General features: G+C 51.2%; 18 protein-coding genes. 8 read left to right on the top strand and 10 right to left on the bottom strand.

The features are described 5' to 3' along the window. On the bottom strand, window positions 1–146 hold a 146-nt coding region (locus IAD09_07440), incomplete at its 3' end, for a sugar kinase (GenBank protein ID HIT82053.1). Between the two features lie 21 nt (window positions 147–167). Beyond that, window positions 168–1574, bottom strand: a complete 1407-nt coding sequence (gene uxaC / locus IAD09_07435; GenBank protein ID HIT82052.1) for a glucuronate isomerase — start codon at window positions 1572–1574, stop codon at window positions 168–170. Between the two features lie 277 nt (window positions 1575–1851). Between uxaC and IAD09_07430 the strand changes: the two genes are divergently transcribed. The 4 genes from IAD09_07430 to IAD09_07415 are packed head-to-tail and all read left to right on the top strand — an operon-like array spanning window position 1852 to window position 6431. Beyond that, a complete protein-coding gene (locus IAD09_07430) occupies window positions 1852–2925 on the top strand; it encodes a LacI family DNA-binding transcriptional regulator (GenBank protein ID HIT82051.1) in 1074 nt (357 codons plus the stop codon). 29 nt (window positions 2926–2954) lie between these two features. Next, window positions 2955–4394 (top strand): tagaturonate reductase, encoded by a 1440-nt coding sequence (locus IAD09_07425; protein HIT82050.1) that lies wholly within the window; start codon window positions 2955–2957, stop codon window positions 4392–4394. Window positions 4395–4403: 9 nt separating this feature from the next. Then, window positions 4404–5894 carry an altronate dehydratase gene (locus IAD09_07420; protein ID HIT82049.1) on the top strand — a complete coding sequence of 497 codons (1491 nt, stop codon included), beginning with the start codon at window positions 4404–4406 and terminating at the stop codon, window positions 5892–5894. Window positions 5895–5942: 48 nt separating this feature from the next. Beyond that, window positions 5943–6431: an HD domain-containing protein gene (locus tag IAD09_07415; protein HIT82048.1), complete on the top strand. Its 489-nt coding sequence runs from the start codon at window positions 5943–5945 to the stop codon at window positions 6429–6431. A 92-nt stretch (window positions 6432–6523) separates the two neighbouring features. On the opposite strand, the gene pelA is transcribed toward IAD09_07415, so the two are convergent. From pelA to IAD09_07380, 7 genes are all read right to left on the bottom strand, one after another. Then, window positions 6524–7657 carry a pectate lyase gene (pelA, locus tag IAD09_07410; protein HIT82047.1) on the bottom strand — a complete coding sequence of 378 codons (1134 nt, stop codon included), beginning with the start codon at window positions 7655–7657 and terminating at the stop codon, window positions 6524–6526. Between the two features lie 435 nt (window positions 7658–8092). After that, window positions 8093–8869: a hypothetical protein gene (locus IAD09_07405; GenBank protein ID HIT82046.1), complete on the bottom strand. Its 777-nt coding sequence runs from the start codon at window positions 8867–8869 to the stop codon at window positions 8093–8095. Between the two features lie 22 nt (window positions 8870–8891). Further along, entirely contained in the window at window positions 8892–10457 is a 1566-nt protein-coding gene (locus IAD09_07400) for a hypothetical protein (protein ID HIT82045.1), read from the bottom strand. A 591-nt stretch (window positions 10458–11048) separates the two neighbouring features. Beyond that, a complete protein-coding gene (locus IAD09_07395) occupies window positions 11049–11453 on the bottom strand; it encodes a hypothetical protein (GenBank protein ID HIT82044.1) in 405 nt (134 codons plus the stop codon). A gap of 125 nt (window positions 11454–11578) precedes the next feature. Beyond that, entirely contained in the window at window positions 11579–11788 is a 210-nt protein-coding gene (locus IAD09_07390; protein HIT82043.1) for a heavy metal transport/detoxification protein, read from the bottom strand. 38 nt (window positions 11789–11826) lie between these two features. Next, window positions 11827–14028: a cadmium-translocating P-type ATPase gene (gene cadA, locus IAD09_07385; GenBank protein HIT82042.1), complete on the bottom strand. Its 2202-nt coding sequence runs from the start codon at window positions 14026–14028 to the stop codon at window positions 11827–11829. A 629-nt stretch (window positions 14029–14657) separates the two neighbouring features. After that, a complete protein-coding gene (locus IAD09_07380) occupies window positions 14658–15326 on the bottom strand; it encodes an MgtC/SapB family protein (protein ID HIT82041.1) in 669 nt (222 codons plus the stop codon). Between the two features lie 435 nt (window positions 15327–15761). Here IAD09_07380 and IAD09_07375 point away from each other — a divergent pair, with 435 nt between their 5' ends. From IAD09_07375 to hisB, 4 genes are read left to right on the top strand one after another with little or no spacing between them, the layout of a single operon-like run. Then, entirely contained in the window at window positions 15762–16613 is an 852-nt protein-coding gene (locus tag IAD09_07375; protein HIT82040.1) for an ATP phosphoribosyltransferase, read from the top strand. 13 nt (window positions 16614–16626) lie between these two features. Next, window positions 16627–17916: a histidinol dehydrogenase gene (gene hisD / locus IAD09_07370; protein ID HIT82039.1), complete on the top strand. Its 1290-nt coding sequence runs from the start codon at window positions 16627–16629 to the stop codon at window positions 17914–17916. A gap of 15 nt (window positions 17917–17931) precedes the next feature. Then, the gene (gene hisC, locus IAD09_07365; protein ID HIT82038.1) at window positions 17932–18969 is read left to right on the top strand and encodes a histidinol-phosphate transaminase; all 1038 of its coding nucleotides are present in this window, start codon (window positions 17932–17934) and stop codon (window positions 18967–18969) included. After that, window positions 18966–20102, top strand: a complete 1137-nt coding sequence (gene hisB / locus IAD09_07360; protein ID HIT82037.1) for a bifunctional histidinol-phosphatase/imidazoleglycerol-phosphate dehydratase HisB — start codon at window positions 18966–18968, stop codon at window positions 20100–20102. Before hisC ends, hisB begins: the two co-directional genes overlap by 4 nt. Before the next feature lie 290 nt (window positions 20103–20392). On the opposite strand, the gene IAD09_07355 is transcribed toward hisB, so the two are convergent. After that, window positions 20393–20968, bottom strand: a complete 576-nt coding sequence (locus IAD09_07355) for an RnfABCDGE type electron transport complex subunit A (GenBank protein HIT82036.1) — start codon at window positions 20966–20968, stop codon at window positions 20393–20395. Window positions 20969–20971 lie beyond the last annotated feature (3 nt).

The raw sequence follows: 20971 nt of genomic DNA, 5'->3' as shown, positions 1-20971 counted from the left end.
AGGCCGTAGTTGGCGAGCGAAACGGCGACGTTGGCTTCACCACCGCCGAAAGTAGCGGTAAATTCTTTGGCTTGTGAAAAACGGAGATAGCCGGGAGTTGCCAGACGCAACATGATTTCCCCGAAGGTAACAACTTTTTTGCTCATAGCAGTTTGTCTTTATGTGTGTTAAAATTGAAAGAAATTTTTGGCATTGTAGTAGCTGATGTCTTCGATCATCTGACGCACGCGGTCGATTTCGGAGTAGGGAATTTCGCCGTTTTCGACGTCGCGACCTACCAGGTTGCAAAGGGTGCGGCGGAAGTATTCGTGACGCGGGTAGGAGAGGAAGCTGCGCGAGTCGGTGAGCATACCTACGAAGCGGCTCAGGAGTCCGAGTACCGAGAGGGCATTCATCTGTTTCTCCATACCGTCTTTTTGGTCGAGGAACCACCAGCCCGAACCGAATTGTATTTTGCCGGGAATCGTGCCGTCCTGGAAGTTGCCGAGCATGGTGGCAATCACTTCATTGGCGCAGGGGTTGAGGTTGTAGAGAATCGTTTTGGTGAGTTTCCCGTTGCTGTTGAGACGGTCGAGATATTTGGCCATGGCTTTGGCGGTGGTAAATTCGCCGATGGAGTCGAAGCCGGTGTCGGGACCCAGCAATTTGAACATCTTCGAGTTGTTGTTGCGGATTGCGCCGTAGTGGAATTGTTGTGTCCAGCCGGTTTCCCAATCCATTTCACCGAAGACAACCAGCATGGCCGATTTGAATTTCAGAATCTCTTCCTGGGTGAGTTGGGTGCCGCCATATACTTTGTTGAAGATGGCTTTGATTTCGGCATCGGTATAGTCTTCGGCGTAGAATTCCTCGATGCCGTGGTCGGAGAGTTTGCAGCCTTGCTCGGCGAAGAACTCGTGACGTTTTCTCAGGGCGGCAATCATGTCGTCGAAGGTCGAGATGGAGATACCGCTCACTTCGCCCAGTTTCTCAACATAAGCGCGGAAGTCGGCCGGAACCTCTACGGCCATGGCCTTGTCGGGACGCCAAGTGGGGAGCATCTTGATTTCGAAACCGCTTTCGCGAGTCTTGATGTGGTATTCGAGCGAATCGACGGGGTCGTCGGTGGTGCACACCACCTCTACATGATAACGGCGCATCATGCCCCGTGCCGAATATTCGGGAAGAGCCAATTTGGCATTACATTCTTCATAGATTTCGCGTGCGGTTTTCGGGCTGAGAATCTTGTCGATGCCGAAAGCCGTTTTCAATTCGAGGTGTGTCCAGTGATAGAGCGGGTTGCGCATGGTGTAGGGGACGGTCTCGGCCCATTTCTCAAATTTTTCCCAGTCGGTGGTGTCTTTGCCCGTGCAGTAGCGTTCATCGACACCGTTGGTGCGCATGGCGCGCCATTTGTAGTGGTCTCCGCCGAGCCATATCTCGGTCAGCGATTTGAACTTGTGGTCATCGGCCACCATTTGGGGAATCAAGTGGCAGTGATAGTCGATGATGGGCATTTTAGCCGCGTGGTTGTGATATAATTCCTGTGCCGTTTCGGTTTGCAGCAGGAAATTCTCATCCATAAAGTTTTTCATAATGATGGAAGTTTTAAATGGTATATTTATTGACATTATCCTCTTGTAAAAATCGGTTTTTCCCCTGCCGAGTCCTTTCGGCGATGCCATTATCGGGCAAGGGTACTGACCTCTTTTTTCGCAGTTGTTTCACACAGAGCCACGAAGCCGAAAAAGCCCATGGATTTGTACCGTGTTCGGGCACGAAATTACGATTTTTTTTTGAAGTACAAAATAAAAATCATATATTTGCGAGAACAAAAAGACCGTTTCTATCATAGAAAACCAAAACAGCGTCGTGGAAAAAAGTTCGGATAAAATCCGTATCAAGGATATTGCGCGCATGGCCGGTGTCTCGGCAGGCACTGTCGACCGGGTATTGCATGCCCGCGGCGAAGTGTCGGCACGGACGCGCGAAAAGGTAGAGGCCGTCTTGAAGGAACTCGACTATCGTCCCAATCCTTATGCTTCGGCATTGGCCTCGAAACGCCATTACAAAGTGGCAGCCCTCTTGCCCAAGGCCGGAGGATATGATTACTGGATAGAGGTCGTGCGCGGAGTCGATTTGGCTGCCAGGGAATATGCCAATCTCAACATCAACGTCGAGCAAATCCTCTTTGACCAGTACGATTGCCGTGACTTTGAAGCTTCGGCCGACAGGCTTTTGGCATCGACCCCCGATGCCGTGCTGCTGGCCCCGATATTCAAGGACTCGTCGGTCTATTTGGCTTCACGCCTCGACAGCAGGCAGATACCCTATGTCTTTATCGATTCCGACATCGCCGAAGCCGATGCGCTTTCTTATTTCGGCATGGATTCATTGCAGAGCGGCTATTTGGCCGCCAAACTTTTGTTGGCCGACATCGAGCCGCAGAACGACATCGCTGTTTTCAAAATCAACCGTTACGGAAATGTGGGCTCCAATCAGTCCGACCTCCGGTATCAAGGCTTTTTGAAATATGTGGAGGAGAATTTGCCCGACCATCATTTGCGGGTGGTGATGCTTCACCCCTCCGACGACCGTCTCAACCTGCAAACCATTCGCGATTTTTTCATACAATACCCTTGGATAAAAGAGGGGATTACCTTTAATTCGCGAGTGTTCCGCATAGCCTGTTACCTCGACGACTTGCAGCTTTCGCACATTCGCTTGCTGGGATATGAATTGTTGTTGCCCAATGTCAAAGCCTTGAAAGAAGGGAAGATACGATACTTGATTTCACAACGGCCCGAGTTACAGGGCTACCGGGGCATGAAAGCCCTTTGCGAGTACAAGGTATTCAAGAAGGCCGTGCCGCGTCGCAATTTCATGCCCATCGACATTCTCACGGCCGAAAATATTGACTATTATACCGATTTTCAACTTTTCTAAAATAACTCACATTAAAAAAGTAAAAACCTATGAAACCGCTTAACAGAACCACTGCTCGGGCCAACAAATATCCCGAACGCATCATTCAATTTGGAGAAGGTAACTTCCTGCGTGCATTTGTAGACTGGATTATCTACAACATGGACGAGAAAGCCGATTTCAATAGCAGTGTCGTTGTTGTGCAACCCATCGACAAAGGTATGGTCGATATGTTGAACGGACAAGACTGCCTCTATCATGTCAATCTGCAAGGTCTCGACAAAGGCCAGGTGGTAAACAGCCTCACGATGATCGATGTCATCAGCCGCGCTTTGAACCCCTACACGCAGAACGAAGAATTCATGAAACTGGCCGACCAACCCGAAATGCGTTTCGTGATTTCCAACACGACCGAGGCCGGTATCGCCTTTGATCCCACCTGCAAGCTCGAAGACGCTCCCGCTTCGTCCTATCCCGGAAAACTCACCCAGCTCCTCTATCGTCGTTACAAAACCTTCAACGGCGACAAGACCAAGGGTCTCATTATCTTCCCCTGCGAGCTTATCTTCCTCAACGGTCACAAGCTCAAAGAGACCATCTACCAATACATCGAATTGTGGAACCTCGGTGAAGATTTCAAAAAATGGTTCGAAGAGGCTTGCGGCGTGTATGCTACCCTCGTAGACCGCATCGTGCCGGGCTTCCCCCGCAAAGACATTGCCGCCATCAAGGAAAAACTGCAATACGACGACAATCTCGTGGTACAAGCCGAAATCTTCCACCTTTGGGTTATCGAGGCTCCCGAGAGCGTAGCCAAGGAATTCCCCGCCGACAAGGCCGGCCTCAATGTACTCTTCGTGCCCTCCGAAGCTCCTTACCACGAACGCAAAGTGACCCTGCTCAACGGCCCGCACACCGTATTGTCGCCCGTGGCCTACCTGTCGGGCATCAACATCGTTCGTGATGCTTGCCAACACGAAGTCGTAGGCAAGTATATCCACAAAGTGATGTTCGAAGAGTTGATGGAGACGCTGAACCTCCCGAAAGACGAATTGAAGAAATTTGCCGAAGATGTGCTCGAACGTTTCAACAACCCGTTTGTTGACCACCAAGTAACCTCCATCATGCTCAACTCGTTCCCGAAATATCAAACCCGCGACCTGCCCGGCTTGAAAGTATATCTCGAACGCAAAGGCGAGCTTCCCAAAGGTCTCGTGCTGGGTCTTGCCGCCATCATCACCTACTACAAGGGCGGTGTGCGTGCCGACGGTGCCGAAATCGTTCCCAACGATGCTCCCGAAATCATGCAGATGCTCAAAGACCTGTGGGCTACTGGTTGCACCAAGAAAGTGGCCGAAGGCGTATTGGCTGCCGAGTCGATTTGGGGCGAGAACCTCAACAACATTCCCGGCTTGACCGACGCCGTGAAAGGATACCTCGATTCGATTCAAGAAAAAGGCATGCTCGAAACCGTGAAAACCATTCTCTAATCCCGATTTATGAGTACACGTTATATAAAAATCAATCCTGCCGATAATGTGGTCGTAGCGATTGACCCCTTGAAGAAGGGCGACCGGCTTACGGTCGACGGCGTCGAAATCGTCCTCGTCGAAGACGTTCCCGCCGGACACAAGGTGGCTCTCCAAGACTTTGCTGCCGACGAGCACATCATCAAGTATGGCTATCCCATCGGACATGCCCGCGCGGCCATTGCCCGCGGTGCATGGGTGAATGAGAAAAACATCAAGACCAATCTCGAGGGGTTGCTCGAATATACCTACACCCCCAAGTTGGTCGATGTGTCACAACCCGATAGAGGGCTTACCTTCAAAGGCTATCGCCGTAAAAACGGCGAAGTGGGCGTGCGCAATGAGATTTGGATTATCCCCACGGTAGGTTGTGTCAACGGGGTAGTAAACCAGTTGGCCGAAGCGCTGCGCAAGGAGACGCAGGGAGCCGGTGTCGATGCCATTGTTTCGTTCCCGCACAACTACGGTTGTTCGCAGTTGGGCAACGACCATGAGAACACTCGCAAGGTGTTGCGCGACATGGTGAAGCACCCCAATGCCGGAGCCGTGTTGGTTGTCGGTCTCGGTTGCGAAAACAACCAGATGGACGCCTTCAAGGAACTGGTAGGTCCGGTCGATGAGGAGCGTGTGAAATTCATGGTATGCCAAAAGGTCGACGACGAGTTCGAGACCGGCATGGCCCTCCTGCGCGACCTCTATGCCAAAGCCTCGAAAGATGTGCGCGTCGATGTCCCCCTGAGCGAGTTGCGCGTGGGTCTCAAATGCGGTGGCTCCGACGGGTTCTCGGGCATCACGGCCAATCCCCTGCTGGGTGTCTTCTCCGATTTCCTCGTGTCGCAGGGCGGAACAACGGTGCTTACCGAAGTTCCCGAAATGTTCGGCGCCGAGACGATTCTCATGAACCGTTGCGCTACTCCCGAGCTCTTCGACAAGACGGTGCATCTCATCAACGACTTCAAGGCTTATTTCATGGCCAATAACCAACCGGTATATGAAAATCCCTCTCCCGGGAACAAGGCCGGCGGTATCTCCACCCTCGAAGACAAGTCGCTCGGTTGCACGCAGAAATGCGGCAAATCGATTGTGCGCGACGTGTTGATGTATGGTGAGCGCCTCAAAACCAAGGGGCTCAACCTGCTCAGCGCTCCCGGCAACGACTTGGTGGCTGCCACGGCACTCGCCTCGGCCGGTTGCCAGATGGTTCTCTTCACGACGGGACGTGGAACGCCGTTCGGAACCTATGTCCCCACGATGAAGATTTCGACCAACAGCAATTTGGCCGCCCACAAACCCGGCTGGATCGACTTCAACGCCGGAACGCTCGTCGATGGTGAGACGATGGATACCGTTGTTGAACGCTTTATCCAGTATGTGATAGCCGTTGCCAGCGGTGAACATGTCAACAACGAGAAGAAAGGTTACCGCGAGATAGCCATCTTCAAGACCGGTGTTACTTTGTAAAAAAACTTTTTCGATTTTGTTGCAGCCATGCAATGGAATTTAAAAGATATGATTGCTCGGAGGGTTGTCGATTATTACATCGACAACCCTCCTGTGTATGAACAAATCGTGCATACCCAGGCCGTTGCCTCCTATACCCGTCTTATTGCCGTGGGGGAAGAACCCGACGCTCATCGCGTCGACTTGCTCGAAGTGGCCGCTTGGTTGCACGACATCGGATGTCCCGAAGCCCGGAGGCTTTATGGCGACAGTCGCCCCATGCACCAGCAGGAGACCGGTTGCCGCATGGCGGCCGAGTGGCTCGAAACGGTCGACGGCCTCACCACCGAGGAGAAATCGTGGCTGGCCGCGGTTGTCGGTTCACATCATCAGTTGCCGGCCGCCCGCAAGTTGCATTTCGAGCCTCTCTTTGAAGCCGACCTCATCGTGAATCTCATCGAGGGGTATTACGACAAGGCCAAGGCGGGAGAATACCTCGACAAGATGGTGACCACCGCTACGGGCAAAGCTCTCTACCGCCGGCTTTTCGGCCTTTGACCCTTTCCGGCAGAAACTCTCCTATATGATAAAACAGGGCGGCTCCCCGCAATGGGAGCCGCCCTGTTTGTTGTAAAGAAGGTTGGTCGCTATTACCAGCGGGTGCGGTTGCGGGGAATCTCGCGACCCGCTTGTCCTTGATGTTCCCGTTTCCACATCTTGTAGCGAGCGAGTACACGGCTTCCGTCGCGGTTGTACCAGCTGTACCCCGTGCGGCGTTCGTGTCCGATTTGCGACACGTCATATTTCTTGATGCCGTCGCGGTCGCAGAAGAAGGGGCGGTTGGTCTCTAAGTCATAGAAGCGGGCCCACATGGGCGGACATTTCTCGCAAGCCACGACGCGGTAGTCGCGTTGCCCTTTGTCATTGCGGTAATATTCGAGGCGTATTCCTTCGATTTTTGATTTCTCAAACCACGCGACGGCATTTTCCACGGCGGCAATCACTTCGGGCGAAGGGTTGGGTATGTCCATGAGCAGCAGCACGATGTTGTCCGATTCCTGGCCGCTGAGCGAAGGCAGTTCATACGCGCGGGCCTTGGCCGGAGCCAGGGTCTCGAAGTCGTGTTGGGCACACCACACCGTGGGTTTGCCATCTTGCACCACTTGGGTGGCGAGGATACATTGCACACCTTTGTCAAAGGCGGTTTTGGCTCTTCCGCGCAGTTCCGCGGGCACATACCAGTAGAGCGGATCATACTCGAAGATGGCTTGCAGCACGCGCATCGCGTTTACCATGGCGTTGTCGTTGTAGGTGATATGGCGGGCATACCCTTTGGCGTTGGGGTAGAATTGGGGCCACCCGCCGTTTTCATATTGGGCGGCGAGCAGGTATTCGATGCCTTTCAAGGCGGCCTCTTTGTATTTTTCGTCGCGCACCACGTTATACATTTTCGAGAGGTAGGCGATTTCGGTCGTTGTCGAGCCGTTGTCGATGGTACCTCTTTCGACGTGTTTCTTGTCGGCTATGATTTTCTCCTTCTGTTCGGGGGTTATTTCGGCCGGGAAGTAAACATTTTTGGGCCAGGCGCCCGATTCCAGTTGGTAGATGACCAAGTTGTCGGCGATGCGTTTGGCTTCGTCGGTATAGAGGTAGAAGAAGCGGTCGTCGATGCGTGAAGCCGTGCGGGTCCAGCTCAACTCTTTTTGGCGGTAATCCGAGCGAATCTGTGCCGATGCGTGGGCGGCCAGCAGAAAGACAACGACGAAAAATGCGATTTTTCTCATGATAGGATAGGGGCGTTTAGTTTGTTTTTGTTGTTAGACTCGCAAAGGCGGAAAAGGTTTACGTCCGTTTTCAAATACCTGACAATTTTTACAGGGACCAGGGAACGGGACGATAAATATTTTCATATTAAATCCGATATATAAACAGGAATATATTAGAAATAAGTGATTTACGGGCTTCTGTCAAAGAACGGGTAATGACTTGGCAACGGTCACAAATTCTGCAACTTGCGGTGTATTTTCTGTCAAACAACTCTTTGTTGCGAAGGTACGTATTTGGTATATAAAAAATGCAGTAACATACCTTTATAAAAAGTAATGTTACTGCATTGTAAAATACCATTGCCTATTATTCGTTCGGTTTATATATTGTTCAAACTTCTATTTTCCTTAGTTCACCAACAATCTTATCATTCATTCAACATGTCGATACCTTTAAAGCCCTTGTATATGAGTTGCTATGACTTTATAAAGGTCTTCATGTTTCACATGAATTTTCGATTCGCGTGCACAAGGATGGTAAGTCCTGAAAGCATATAGGACTGGCGGTAGAGTCTCTTTATTTAAAGTCAACAAAGCCAATTGGTGCATGCTGCCATTCCAATCAGGCACTGGTTGATAACAAAAAGCATCAATACCTAAACATTGTTGCAACTTGCTTTCCCAAAAAGGATTCGGTCCAGTGAAAAACACCAACACTTGCGGATTTACAGCACTTATTTCGTCTTTCACTACATTGAAATACTCCCGTTCTGTCTCTGCCAAAAGGGAACTGTACTGATTCCCTTTTTTCACATTCCGTCCCAATTTGACTACATCATTCCATATATATCGGATTTTCTTGTCCGGGAAGCGGGCGTTGAGCGTATCGATAAACTTGTTCAGGCCACCGCCCATGCCTTTTCTCTGTCTGCCTCCATTCAATCCAATTGAGCCTGTCGCATTGTCGAATGTTCTGATTGCTCTCATGCACTCTTCCAGCGATTGGGTGTGGCGGTCGTACCGATACCAGTTTCCAGCAGACATGTCCTGGCCAAAGAGCATGACCTTGATGTCGGCTGTATCGAAGTCTTCGGGATTATCCACGCTTAACAGGAGCGGGCTATACTCGTAGCCACGCAGGTTATGCTCATCCAACTTTTGGCACAAAGTATTCCATTTGGATGCATATACATGATATAATCTGTCGTTTGTATTGATTTTGGATTCCACAATAATTCAAATATTAAGATTTTTAATAATTTCCTTTCATGAAAATATTTTCCACCATTGTAATCTTTCCATTAGTAACTGCGCATTTGTACATTTCAAATACCATAACACCTCCAATGGCGGAACCAACAATTATAGTTGAAGAGTTTAGCATTTGGTATGAAAGTCCCATTTCTTCAGTAATCATATCCACTGTCATTCCGGGTATTACTCTGCCATCGACAATCGCTTTTGCCATCTTTTCGCCATACTTTTGTGTGTACTTCTGCAAATTTTCCGCACGTTGTTTGGCGCGTATCGCTTCTTCTTTTTCCCACTTTGCCGCACGCTGTTTGGCGCGTATCGCTTCTTCTTTTTCCCACTTTGCCGCCTTTGCCGCACGCTGTTTGGCAGGAATCAGAACGGTTTCATTATAAATCTTATAGTCATACCAATCATCCCCATAGGTGGTGCCAGGCACTTCCAAATTCAAATCTTGAATTTCTTTGATTGACAAAGCATTTATGGTCACTTTGTCATCGTTCTCCATTTCTACGGCTAAATAAAATTTAATCGCATAGCTTTTCTGCTTTTCTGGTATTTTATCGGTCACTATGAATCTTTTGATTTTTGTAATAGTTTGCGGAGTTGGCTTTATAACCTCTCTGCCAACAAACTGATTGTTTAGGAAATCAATTTCTGCAGAAGGAATCCATTCTCTATTTATCCGATAAGCAGAACCGTTAGTCCGTGTGCTCGGAAAAACAACCGCACGGAATGCTGCATTTTTTGCGATTACATTTTCTCCTCCAATATTTTTACTTATATCCTCAAATTCTACTTGCAGCCCATCGACTGTTTCACCTGTCATTAAAGATATGAATTGCATCTCTTTAAGCTTGGGTCTTAGCGATTCATTATTATAAATGCTCATATACCACTCACCAAAATCCGATTTGCAATCCCATAATGTGTATTCTTCTGCCGGTTTGACTCCTTTTTTAAACTCTTCTTTCTGTTTTTCAGTCAGAGTAATATAGTCGATAGGAGTAAAGTCTGTTATATATCCCAAATCGAACTCATATTTTTTGCCGTATTCATCTGTAACAGTGAACGTTGATTCTTTTTTATTCAAATCAGATATTTTGAATGTACTATTTCTAAATGGGTTTGGATCTATGTAACGGCTTTCTACAGAATCAGGGTCAGCAACTTTACGTCCACCTATAACCACTGCTATTTTGTAGACAGAATCAATATATTCAGGTGTCTGGTCGAAGAATGTTCTCATTAAGAATTTAGCAACCTTTTTTTGAGGGTATCGGGGGTTTCTAATTTTTACCCTCATAGTCACACTGTCGTATTCTCCTGTCCATTTCAGTTCTAATTGCTTCAAGGCTGCATAGAGATTTTCACGAGACCAAAAGGCACTACTTTGGTCTATTTCATTATCCATATTGATAATATCTCTCATGCTAAGAGTCTTCATCGTGTCAACCAATTGCTGCACAGTATAAGATTCCTGTACATAGGCTTCTTCATCTACATACTGCGCACTTGCTGTTACCGCACTCAATAACAGAACAAACAAAAAAGAGAATCTTCTCATAATTATAAGATTTAATTGCCCTTTCAATCCCACAAGGAAATTATAAACACACGAAGCGTGGGACTGTATGCCACGTCCTTGTGTACAGGTGCTAGGAAAACCTTTATGAACAGATGTGGAAATAACAGCCCCACGCAGATGCGTGAAGACCATCATACCTTCTCCTGTTCATGTGATTGAAGTTTCCTAGGCTTTGTACACGCAGGAAGAAGACATAACGCTTCTTTAAAATCAATATGTATCGGACGGAGTTGCCTCCACCCGATTGCCAAAAATAGGGAATTTTTGCAAAAATCTCCTATCTTATAATGTTTTTATTTGCTTTGGAGTGTTTTTGAGTATATCCTGTATTTTCAGCCATTCATCCTGTTTTGTAGGTATAATCCCCAAACTGTTTTTCCATTTATTCGCTTTCTGTCTGAACCATTGCACAAGCGGAATGTCATTCACACATAATATGGTAATGTCCTTTCCTGTTCTTGTCCTCCTCAAACGAAAAAGTTGCATTCTCGTCACGGAACTTCCGGTTGAACTCGGAAGAATAAAAATCACCTTTCAACCTTACCTTCTTCAACATGCACAACTATTGGATTACCCTTTCTGAGAAATACAAGGTGTTCCGGCAGAAGTCAGGCAACGGCAACAGCTTTTCCACAAAAGAGAAGTACCGCTGTATCTTATCCATAACTCGTTGAACTTGGTGCGCTCTTCCCCATGTTCCCGTTCCATTGTTTCAATATGCCGTACCAATTCTTCGTTCTGACTTTCAAGTGCGGATATGCGTTGCTGCAATTCCTCCCTTTCCGCTTTCAACTTATTGCTGCCCGAAAGAGCGCTGACCTTTGCCGCGAGTGCCGTTTTCGCCTCGGTCTTGGCGGCTTCCGGTTTCTCCTGCTTGACCTCCTTCCGCACTTCTTCAAGCCGCCGTTCCGGGTGCTCTCTGTCATTCCCTCCGAAGAGCGGGAATCCAGCAAAAAGACGGCAAAAGGAAACCATCCCGTGCATTTCCCGTTAAGCGGGGAATGACAGTACTCGGGCGGACGCGGTGCAACCCGTCGGCATGTAAAAAACGCTTCACCCTTGCAGGTGAAGCGTTTTCGTGGGAGAAGCGTCGGGCGGCATTACCCTATTTTCTCGGCTTTGAATCCGGCCGCCACGACGAGGCGCACGATGTCGTCGTCGCTCAGGTCGCTGGTGATGGTGAGTACGCGGTCGGGTGTCGAAAGGTCGATGTCCCATTGGTTGCGGGCTACGGCCGTATTGAGGGAGGCTTCGATTTTGGCAACGCAGCCTCCGCATTTGGCATTGGTCTTGAATTTGCGAGTTTCCATACGGTTATATGATTGGAGGGTTATGTGATGGGAAATGTTCATTTCCATTTCAGTCTCAGGCTGTTGAGTACCACCGATACCGAGCTGAACGCCATGGCGGCACTGGCCCACATGGGATTGAGCAGCCAGCCGTTTATCGGGAACAGCACGCCGGCCGCCACCGGTATGCACACGACATTGTAGACGAATGCCCAGAAAAGATTCTCCCGTACGATGCGCATGGTGCGGCGCGAGAGAAGGACGGCGCGCGAGAGAAGGCGGAGGTCGGAGCTGATGAGCGTCACCATGGCCACCTGCATGGCGATGTCGGTGCCTTGCCCCATGGCGATGCTCACATCGGCTTGGGCCAGCGCCTGTGAGTCGTTGATGCCGTCGCCCACCATGGCAACGGTTTTCCCCCCGCTCTGCAACGACCTGACGAAGTCTTCCTTCTCCTGCGGCAGGGCGTTGGCTCTGAAACGGGTTATGCCCACGGCCTGTGCCACGGAGGTTGCCGTTGCGGTGTCGTCGCCCGTGAGCATATACACCTCGATGCCGAGTTTTCGTAACCGGGCGATGGCCTCGTGCGACGACTCTTTTATCTTGTCGGCAATGGCGATGATGGCGATGACGCCCTCCCGGTTGCCGTAAAAGACGATGCTTTTCCCCTCGGCCTGCCACGAGGCGATTTTTGTTTCGAGGTCGGGGCTGAGGGAAGAGGCCGTCATGAATGCCCGGTTGCCGATGCGCAATGTCTCGCCCTGCACTTCAAACTCGATGCCCTTGCCCGACAGCTGTTCATACCGCTCGATGGCAAAAGTCTTTTCCCTGGCATGGCTGCTCCAATGAGCGGCGATGGCTTGGGCCAACGGGTGCTGCGATTGTTCTTCGGCACGCGCGAGCGGGGCGGCATATCGCTCCTCGGGGCGGAGCCACACGGCATCGACGACTTCGGGGCGGCCCTGTGTGAGCGTGCCGGTCTTGTCGAGGACCATGCCGTCGATTTGCCCCATCTTTTCGAGTGCGACGGCGTCTTTGATGAGAATGTGTTCGCCGGCCGCTTTGCCGATGCCCACCATGAGGGCGGTCGGAGTGGCCAGTCCCAGCGCACAGGGGCAGGCGATGACCAGCACCGATATGGCGGTCAGCAGGCTGTGGGCGAGCCTGTTGTCGCCCGGGTAGAAACATTGCCACCCGACGAAGGTGAGGCAGGCGAGTATGATGATGGCCGGTACGAAACGCCGGCTCACACGGTCGGCCAGCCGTTGTGCCGGCGCCTTGCTCCCTTGTGCCTCCTGCACCCGCCGCACGATGTGGGCGAGAACGGTTTGCGCTCCCACCGCCTGCGCCTCTACGGTGAGGACTCCGTCGCGGTTGATGGTCCCGGCCATGACGGTGTCGCCCGTGGTCTTGTCGGCCGGTATGGGTTCGCCGTTGATCATGCTTTCGTCGACATACGATTCCCCCTCGACGACACGCCCGTCGACCGCCACCTTTTCACCGGGACGCACGAGTATGCGGTCGCCGGTTTTCAGCGTGGCGATGTTTACCTCGCACATTCCGTCGGCCGTAATTTTCATGGCGGTCTGCGGCTGCAAACCCATCAGGCTTTTCAAGGCTGCCGAGGTGTTGTGTTTGGCACGCTCTTCCATGAGCTTGCCGGTGAGCACGAAGGCGATGATCATGCCCGCGGCATCGTAGTAGACCTGGGGGGCGATGCCTTGGCTTTTCCAGTATTGGGGAAAGAGGGTCATGGCCAGGCTGAACAGGAAGGCCACGCCGGTGCTCAGGGCCACGAGCGTGTCCATGTTTGCCGTGCGTTGGCATAGCTGCTTCCAGGCATGGACGTAGAAATCACGCCCCGAGTAGAGAATGACGGGCAGGGTCAGCGCCAACAAGAGCCATTCGATGTGCGGGGTGTGCATGCAACCCATCGAGACCGCCATGAGCGGCAGGGCAAAAAGCCAGGCCACGACAACCCGGTTGCGCAGCGACTTGAAGTGCCGGGTGGCGGCGGCTTCGCGTTGTTTCTCTTTCTCTTCTTCACCGACGACAAGGCCGTAGCCGGCGGCTTCTACGGCGGCGGCAATCTCTTCGAGGGTGATGATGGCCGGGTCGTAGGTGAGCAGCAGGTCTTCGGTCGCAAAATTCACAACGGCCGATTGCACGCCCCGAAGATTCTTTACGGTTGTCTCGACGTTGTTGGCACACACGGCACAACTCATTTCGAGCACGGGAAGTACGCATTTTATCATACTCATGGTACCTGTTTATCATAAATAAGCGGGGTGGGGTTGTCCATTTCGGCAAATCCCGGTGGCGGGTATCACCCCTCTCTTCGCACGATGCAAAGATAGTGAAAGGCGAGGGCTGTGACAAGTGAAAAACGGAAGTTTTCAACGTGGCAGAGCCGAGCCGCCTCCTATCTTCTACAAAGATAGGAAGAAATCGCGGAAAAATCTCTTGCCTCACCCCCTATGTCATGCCATGAAAACGATTTTTCTCCCCCAAAAATAAAGTGTCATAATCTATCTCAGACAATGACACTTGACTTTTTTACAGGGGATAATCCTGCAAAAGATGCTCTAATAGAATGAAAAAGTCTATCCTCACGGACCGCACTCTCTTTGAACATCTGTTCTCGGAGAGTCTTTTGTTTGTTTTTAGGGTATAAACAATTTCTTGTTTAAGAATGGAATTCTGTGGCACAAAGATAAGAAATAAAAAATAAAAAGCAATATGATTTTTATTTTTTGTTCAAGTCGGGAACCCCGTTTTATGTTAATTATCTCTTTTTTCCCTATATCCGAGTAGTTTTGTTTCCCTATTTTGCGTGACTCTCTTACGGCCACTCCGCATACCGTGAGTTGCTTGCAGATATTTATGGTCTTTATTCGATTTTCTCCACAAAAAGGTCGGGTAGTGTTTGCAGGTATTGGTAGATGTCAAACTCCTCTTTGGGCGACGGATAGCGCAAGATGATGGAGACGTAATAGCGCTTTTGGCTGCCTAAGGTGCGTTCTTCGGCCTCATAGGAGGTGACGCGGCCGCCTTGCTGGCGTATCATGTCTATGATTTTGGTGATGTTGTCGTGAGTGCCTGTCGAGAATTTGATGAGGCAGCTGTGTATGCCGGTTTTCTTGAACAGGACGGTCAGCAGTTCCAACCCCAGGAGCGTGAATACCGTCGTGGCGATGCCCAGCCAGTAGAGGCCGCCTCCGATGGCCAGTCCGATGCCGGCCGTTGCCCAAAGCCCGGCCGCCGTGGTCAGTCCCCGCACGAACTGCCTGTGAATGATGATGGTACCGGCTCCGATGAAACCTATGCCGCTCACTACCTGTGCAGCCACGCGTGCCGGGTCGAAGCGGGTTATGCCCTCTTGCAGCACGTCGGAAAAACCATACTGCGAGACAAGCATGAACAAAGCGCTGCCCAACGATACCAGGAAGTGGGTGCGGAAGCCCGCTTCTTTGGCGCGATAGGCTCGGTCGAGGCCAATGATGGCTCCCAGCAGCCCGGCTACCAACGGACGGAATATCAATTCGAGGGTTGTGTCCATAATGTTCAGCTTTTGGAAACTTTCCAAAGATAAAAATTTTTTTGAATATTCGCGGGCACATGCCCCGATTTTTATGCCTTCATGCCTGTCTGTCCGTTTGCGGTTGCCGTGTTGCAAGTGGCTGTACGTCTCATTTTTCCCGGCTATTCTCTCTGTCGGCGAATGGCGATGGAAAGAATCAATAAATCTCCTCGAAGGGAGCAGCTTGGAAATTTTATCACAAAATCTTTTGGATTTGCAGAAATTTGTTTATCTTTGCCTCATAAAACAAGAGAAACGTCATGTATAATATGATTCACCACCATCATGCTCATCATAGCTCTTAGCTTTAAGAGGTGGGTCGTTGTGTGTGAATTTTAATAGAGTATCGCTGAAAACGCTTGCCTCGCAAAGGCAAGCGTTTTTGTTTCGTCATCATTAGAAAAACAAAATAACATGTTACGCATTGCAATTCAATCAAAAGGCCGTCTCAATGAAGACTCCATGGCCTTACTCTCAGAATCGGGCATAAAATTGTCACCGGGAAAGCGCACGCTGTTGGTGCAATCGCCCAATTTCCCCATCGAAGTGCTTTTCCTGCGCGATGATGATATACCCGACTCGGTAGCTTCGGGCGTTGCCGACGTGGGTATCGTGGGCATGAACGAGTTTCTCGAAAAAGAACGCAAAGCCGAGGTCGTAAAGGAGTTGGGTTTCAGTAAATGCCGCCTTTCGCTGGCCATACCCAAAGAGGTCGACTACCCGGGCCTCTCCTGGTTCAACGGCCGCAAGATAGCTACCTCATACCCGGTTATCCTGCGCCGCTTCTTGGAAGAAAACAATATCTCGGCCGATATACACATCATCACCGGTTCGGTCGAGATTGCCCCCGGCATCGGATTGGCCGACGCCATATTCGACATTGTAAGCTCGGGAAGTACCTTGGTGAGCAACAATCTGCGCGAAGTCGAGGTCGTCGTGAAATCCGAGGCGGTGCTCATTGCCACGCCCGGTCTCTCCGACGAGAAAAGGGAGATACTCGACGAGTTCCTCTTCCGTGTGGAAGCCGTCCAAAAAGCCGAAGACAAAAAATATGTGCTCATGAATGCACCAACTTCTGCCGTCGATGACATTCTTGCCGTGCTGCCCGGCATAAAGAGTCCCACGGTCATGCCGTTGGCACAAGAGGGGTGGTGCTCGATTCACACGGTTCTCGACGAAAAATGTTTTTGGCAGATTATCAACAAGCTCAAATCGGTAGGCGCCGAAGGAATCCTGGCGTTGAACATCGAAAAAATGGTCCTTTAATTCATAAAAGACAATGGAAATCATCAAATATCCCTCTCGCGATACCTGGTCGCATATCGTGGAACGGCCACACCTCGACGCCCGCACGCTGGGCGACACGGTTTCGGCCATGCTTGCTGACATACGACGCCGTGGCGATGAAGCCGTGAAAGAGTATGTGTCCCGCTTCCAAGGCGCCGCACTCGATACCCTCGAAGTCTCTCCCCAAGAGATGGCCGAGGCCGAAGCGGCTGTGTCGGACGACTTGAAAAAAGCCATAGCCGTAGCCCGGGACAACATCGCGCGGTTCCATGCCTCACAGGCGATGACGCCCCGCCGGGTCGAGACCGCCCCGGGGGTCGTATGCTGGCAGAAAGCCGTTCCCATCGAACGAGTGGGGCTCTATATCCCCGGCGGGACGGCCCCTCTCTTCTCGACCGTGTTGATGCTGGCCGTCCCGGCTCAGGTGGCCGGTTGTCGCGAAATAGTCCTGTGCTCCCCTTGTGCGGCCGATGGCAAGGTGCACCCGGCCGTGCTCTATGCGGCCCGGGTGGCAGGTGTGCACCGCATCTATAAACTCGGTGGCGTGCAGGCCATCGGTGCCATGGCCTATGGAACCCAATCGGTGCCTCGTGTATATAAGATTTTCGGTCCCGGCAACCAGTATGTGACCGAAGCCAAGCAACAGGTCACCCGTCATGGTGTTGCCATCGACATGCCGGCCGGCCCTTCCGAGGTGGCTGTCGTTGCCGACGCCTCGTCCGATATGGCTTTTGTCGCTTCCGACTTTCTCTCTCAGGCGGAGCATGGCGCCGACAGCCAGTCGGTGCTTTTCACGACCGATGAGCCGATTATCGAGCCCCTCTTGGCCGAGATAGACCGTCAACTGGCACTCCTCTCTCGTCGTGAATTGACCGAGAAATCGCTCGCACACAGCCGCATTGTCCTGCTGCGCGACAAAGATGAACTGGTCGACTTGGTCAACCTCTATGCGCCCGAGCATCTCATACTTCAATGTGCCGATTATGCCGAGGTTGCCGATAGGGTGGTCAATGCCGGTTCGGTGTTTCTGGGCCCCTATACGCCCGAGAGTGCCGGCGATTATGCATCGGGTACCAACCACACGTTGCCTACCAGCGGTTATGCACGGGCTTACAGCGGAGTAAACCTCGACAGCTTTATCCGCAAAATCACTTTCCAGGAAATTTCGCGCGACGGGTTGCAGCACCTCGGCCCCGTCATCGAAGTCATGGCTGCCAATGAAGGACTCGATGCCCATAAAAATGCCGTTTCGGTGCGACTCGGCAAGGCGATTCAATCTTAAAACCTCTAAGCGAATATGTTAGACCTTGAAAAATGGGTGAGACCCAATATCCTGAACTTGAAGCCCTATTCTTCGGCACGCGACGAATTTCAGGGAGAGGCATCGGTTTTTCTCGATGCCAATGAGAACCCTTACAATGCTCCCTACAATCGTTATCCCGACCCGATGCAATGGGCGCTGAAAAAGAAAATCGCGGCCATCAAGGGCGTTGAACCTCGACGCATCTTCCTCGGTGTGGGCAGCGACGAATGTATCGATGTCTTGTATCGGGCATTCTGCGAGCCCGGTCGCGACAATGTCGTGGCCATCGACCCGACCTATGGCATGTACAAGGTGTGTGCCGACATCAACGATGTCGAGTATCGTCCGGTGCGCATGACTCCCGATTTTGATTTCGATGTCGAGGCGATGTTGGCGGCTGCCGATGAACGCACGAAGTTGATGTTTTTCTGCTCTCCCAACAACCCCTCGGGCAACAGCCTGTCGAAGGAGAAAATAGAGCAGGTTCTAAGTCGGTTCGCGGGAATCGTGGTGGTCGATGAAGCCTATATCGACTTTGCGTCGCAGCCCGGCTTCCTGCCGCAGCTCCCGCAGCATGACAATCTGGTGGTGATGCACACTTTCTCCAAGGCATGGGGGGCGGCTTCGATACGCCTCGGCATGGCTTTTGCCCACCCCGAAATCATAGCCCTTTTCAATAAGATAAAATATCCCTACAACATCAATCTGCTCACCCAGCAACACGCCTCCGAGATGCTCGACAACCACGAACAGGTGCGGCGGTGGGTCGATGAGCTGATTCAGTCGCGCGACGCGTTGCAGAAGAGTCTGGCGGCGCTTCCACATGTCAGGGGGATATATCCCAGCGATGCCAATTTCCTTTTGGTACGTTTCGACGATGCGCAGGCCGTATATGACTATTTGGTTGGCCGGGGTATCATCGTGCGCAATCGCAACAAGATAAGACTTTGCGAAAATTGTCTGCGCATCACGGTCGGGACACCGCAGGAAGATCGCATATTGATAGAAACTCTGCAATCATATCCGTTATGAACAACAAAAGCAAACGCGTGCTCTTCATCGACCGTGACGGGACATTGGTGGTAGAACCCCCGGTCGATTATCAACTCGACAGCCTCGAAAAGTTGCAGTTCATACCCAAGGTGTTCCATAACATGGCCTATATCAGTGAGAAGCTCGATTTCGAGTTGGTCATGGTCACCAATCAGGACGGATTGGGTACTCCGTCGTTTCCCGAGGAGACTTTCTGGCCGGCTCACAATAAGATGTTGCAGGCTTTCGAAGGCGAAGGGGTGACTTTCGATGCCATACACATCGACCGTTCTTTCCCCGAAGAAAACCTGCCCACGCGCAAACCCGGTACGGCCATGCTCACGGCCTATCTCGACGGTAGTTACGATATGTCGGCTTCCTTTGTCATCGGAGACCGCATCACCGATATGCTCTTGGCGCGTAACCTCGGTTGCCGGGGTATCCTCTATGGTGACCCGACGATGCGACAAGCCGTCGAGGAGGCGCATCTCGAAAATGTCTGTGCCCTCATTACCGATGACTGGGACCGTATTTCGGAGTTCCTTTTTGCCGGGGAACGGCGTGCCGAGGTACGCCGCACCACGGCCGAAACCGATATACAGGTAAACCTGAATCTCGACGGGAACGGCCGTGGCGATATATCGACCGGCATAGGATTTTTCGACCACATGCTCGACCAGATTGCCCGGCACTCGGGCATGGATTTGATGGTACGCTGCAAAGGCGACCTCCACGTCGATGAGCATCATACCATCGAAGATACCGGCATCGCTCTCGGTGAGGCCATCGCCCGGGCTTTGGGCGACAAGCGAGGCATAGAACGTTACGGCTTCTGCCTGCCCATGGACGATTGTCTTTGTACGGTGGCTCTCGATTTTGGCGGCCGACCCTGGTTGGTGTGGAATGCCGTTTTCTATCGGGAGAAAATCGGCGACATGCCTACGGAAATGTTTTTACATTTCTTCAAATCGCTCAGCGACGCAGCCCGCATGAACCTGACGGTGAAAGCAGAAGGCGAAAACGAACATCACAAAATCGAGGGGATATTCAAAGCCTTTGCCCGCTCCTTGAAGATGGCTTTGCGCCGTGACATCTTCCACTATGAATTGCCTTCAACAAAAGGCGTTTTATAAGAGCTTTTATCAATTAATCGCAGCAGCCGGCTTCTCCTTCTCTTGCAAGCCGGCTGCATTTTTTTCTTTTGACATCTGTCTCGTACAACCCCCGGCTCATGTCCCTCCCGCATCGTGTCTTGAATTTTTGTGGCTCAGGGTTTTCTTTTCCGATTTCACGTTTTTCATTTTTTCCTTCGGAAAGAGTGGGGTATAGGCAGGTGCTTCTCCAAGGAATCGGCATCGAGATAAAAAACGAAAGAGGCTTCACACGAAGCCTCTTTCGTTGCTATTGGGGTTGAACGGGAAACTTATCCGATTTTGATGCCGGCAAATCCCATGAATGCAAGGGCCAACAAGCCGGCAACTACCAATGCGATGGGAATACCTTGCATGGCGGCGGGTACTTTTGTCGTGCTTAACTGCTCGCGGATTCCGGCAAAAAGGACCATGGCCAATGCGTAGCCCAAAGCCGTAGAGATGGCGTATACCACAGCTTCGAGCAGGTTGGCACAGTCGATGGCCAGAATGGCGATACCTAAAATGGTGCAGTTGGTCGTAATCAGCGGCAGGAACACTCCGAGTGCTTGATACAGGGGAGGAGATACCTTTTTGAGGATAATCTCGACCATTTGCACGAGAGCTGCGATGACGAGGATAAAGACAATCGTCTGCATGAAGCCGATGCCGAAAGCATCGAGCATGTATTTTTGCAACAAGTAGGTGCATATCGTGGCGATGGTCATCACAAATGCGACGGCTGCGCCCATGCCCGAAGCTGTGCTTACTTTCTTCGATACGCCCAAGAAAGGACAGATACCCAAGAATTGCGCCAATACGATGTTATTGACAAAGATGGCGGTTATGAATATGGAAATGTAGGTAATCAT

Source organism: Candidatus Caccoplasma merdavium (genome assembly GCA_018715595.1).
Lineage (GTDB): Bacteria > Bacteroidota > Bacteroidia > Bacteroidales > UBA11471 > Caccoplasma > Caccoplasma merdavium.
This window is presented reverse-complemented; position numbering and strand designations above follow the sequence as displayed.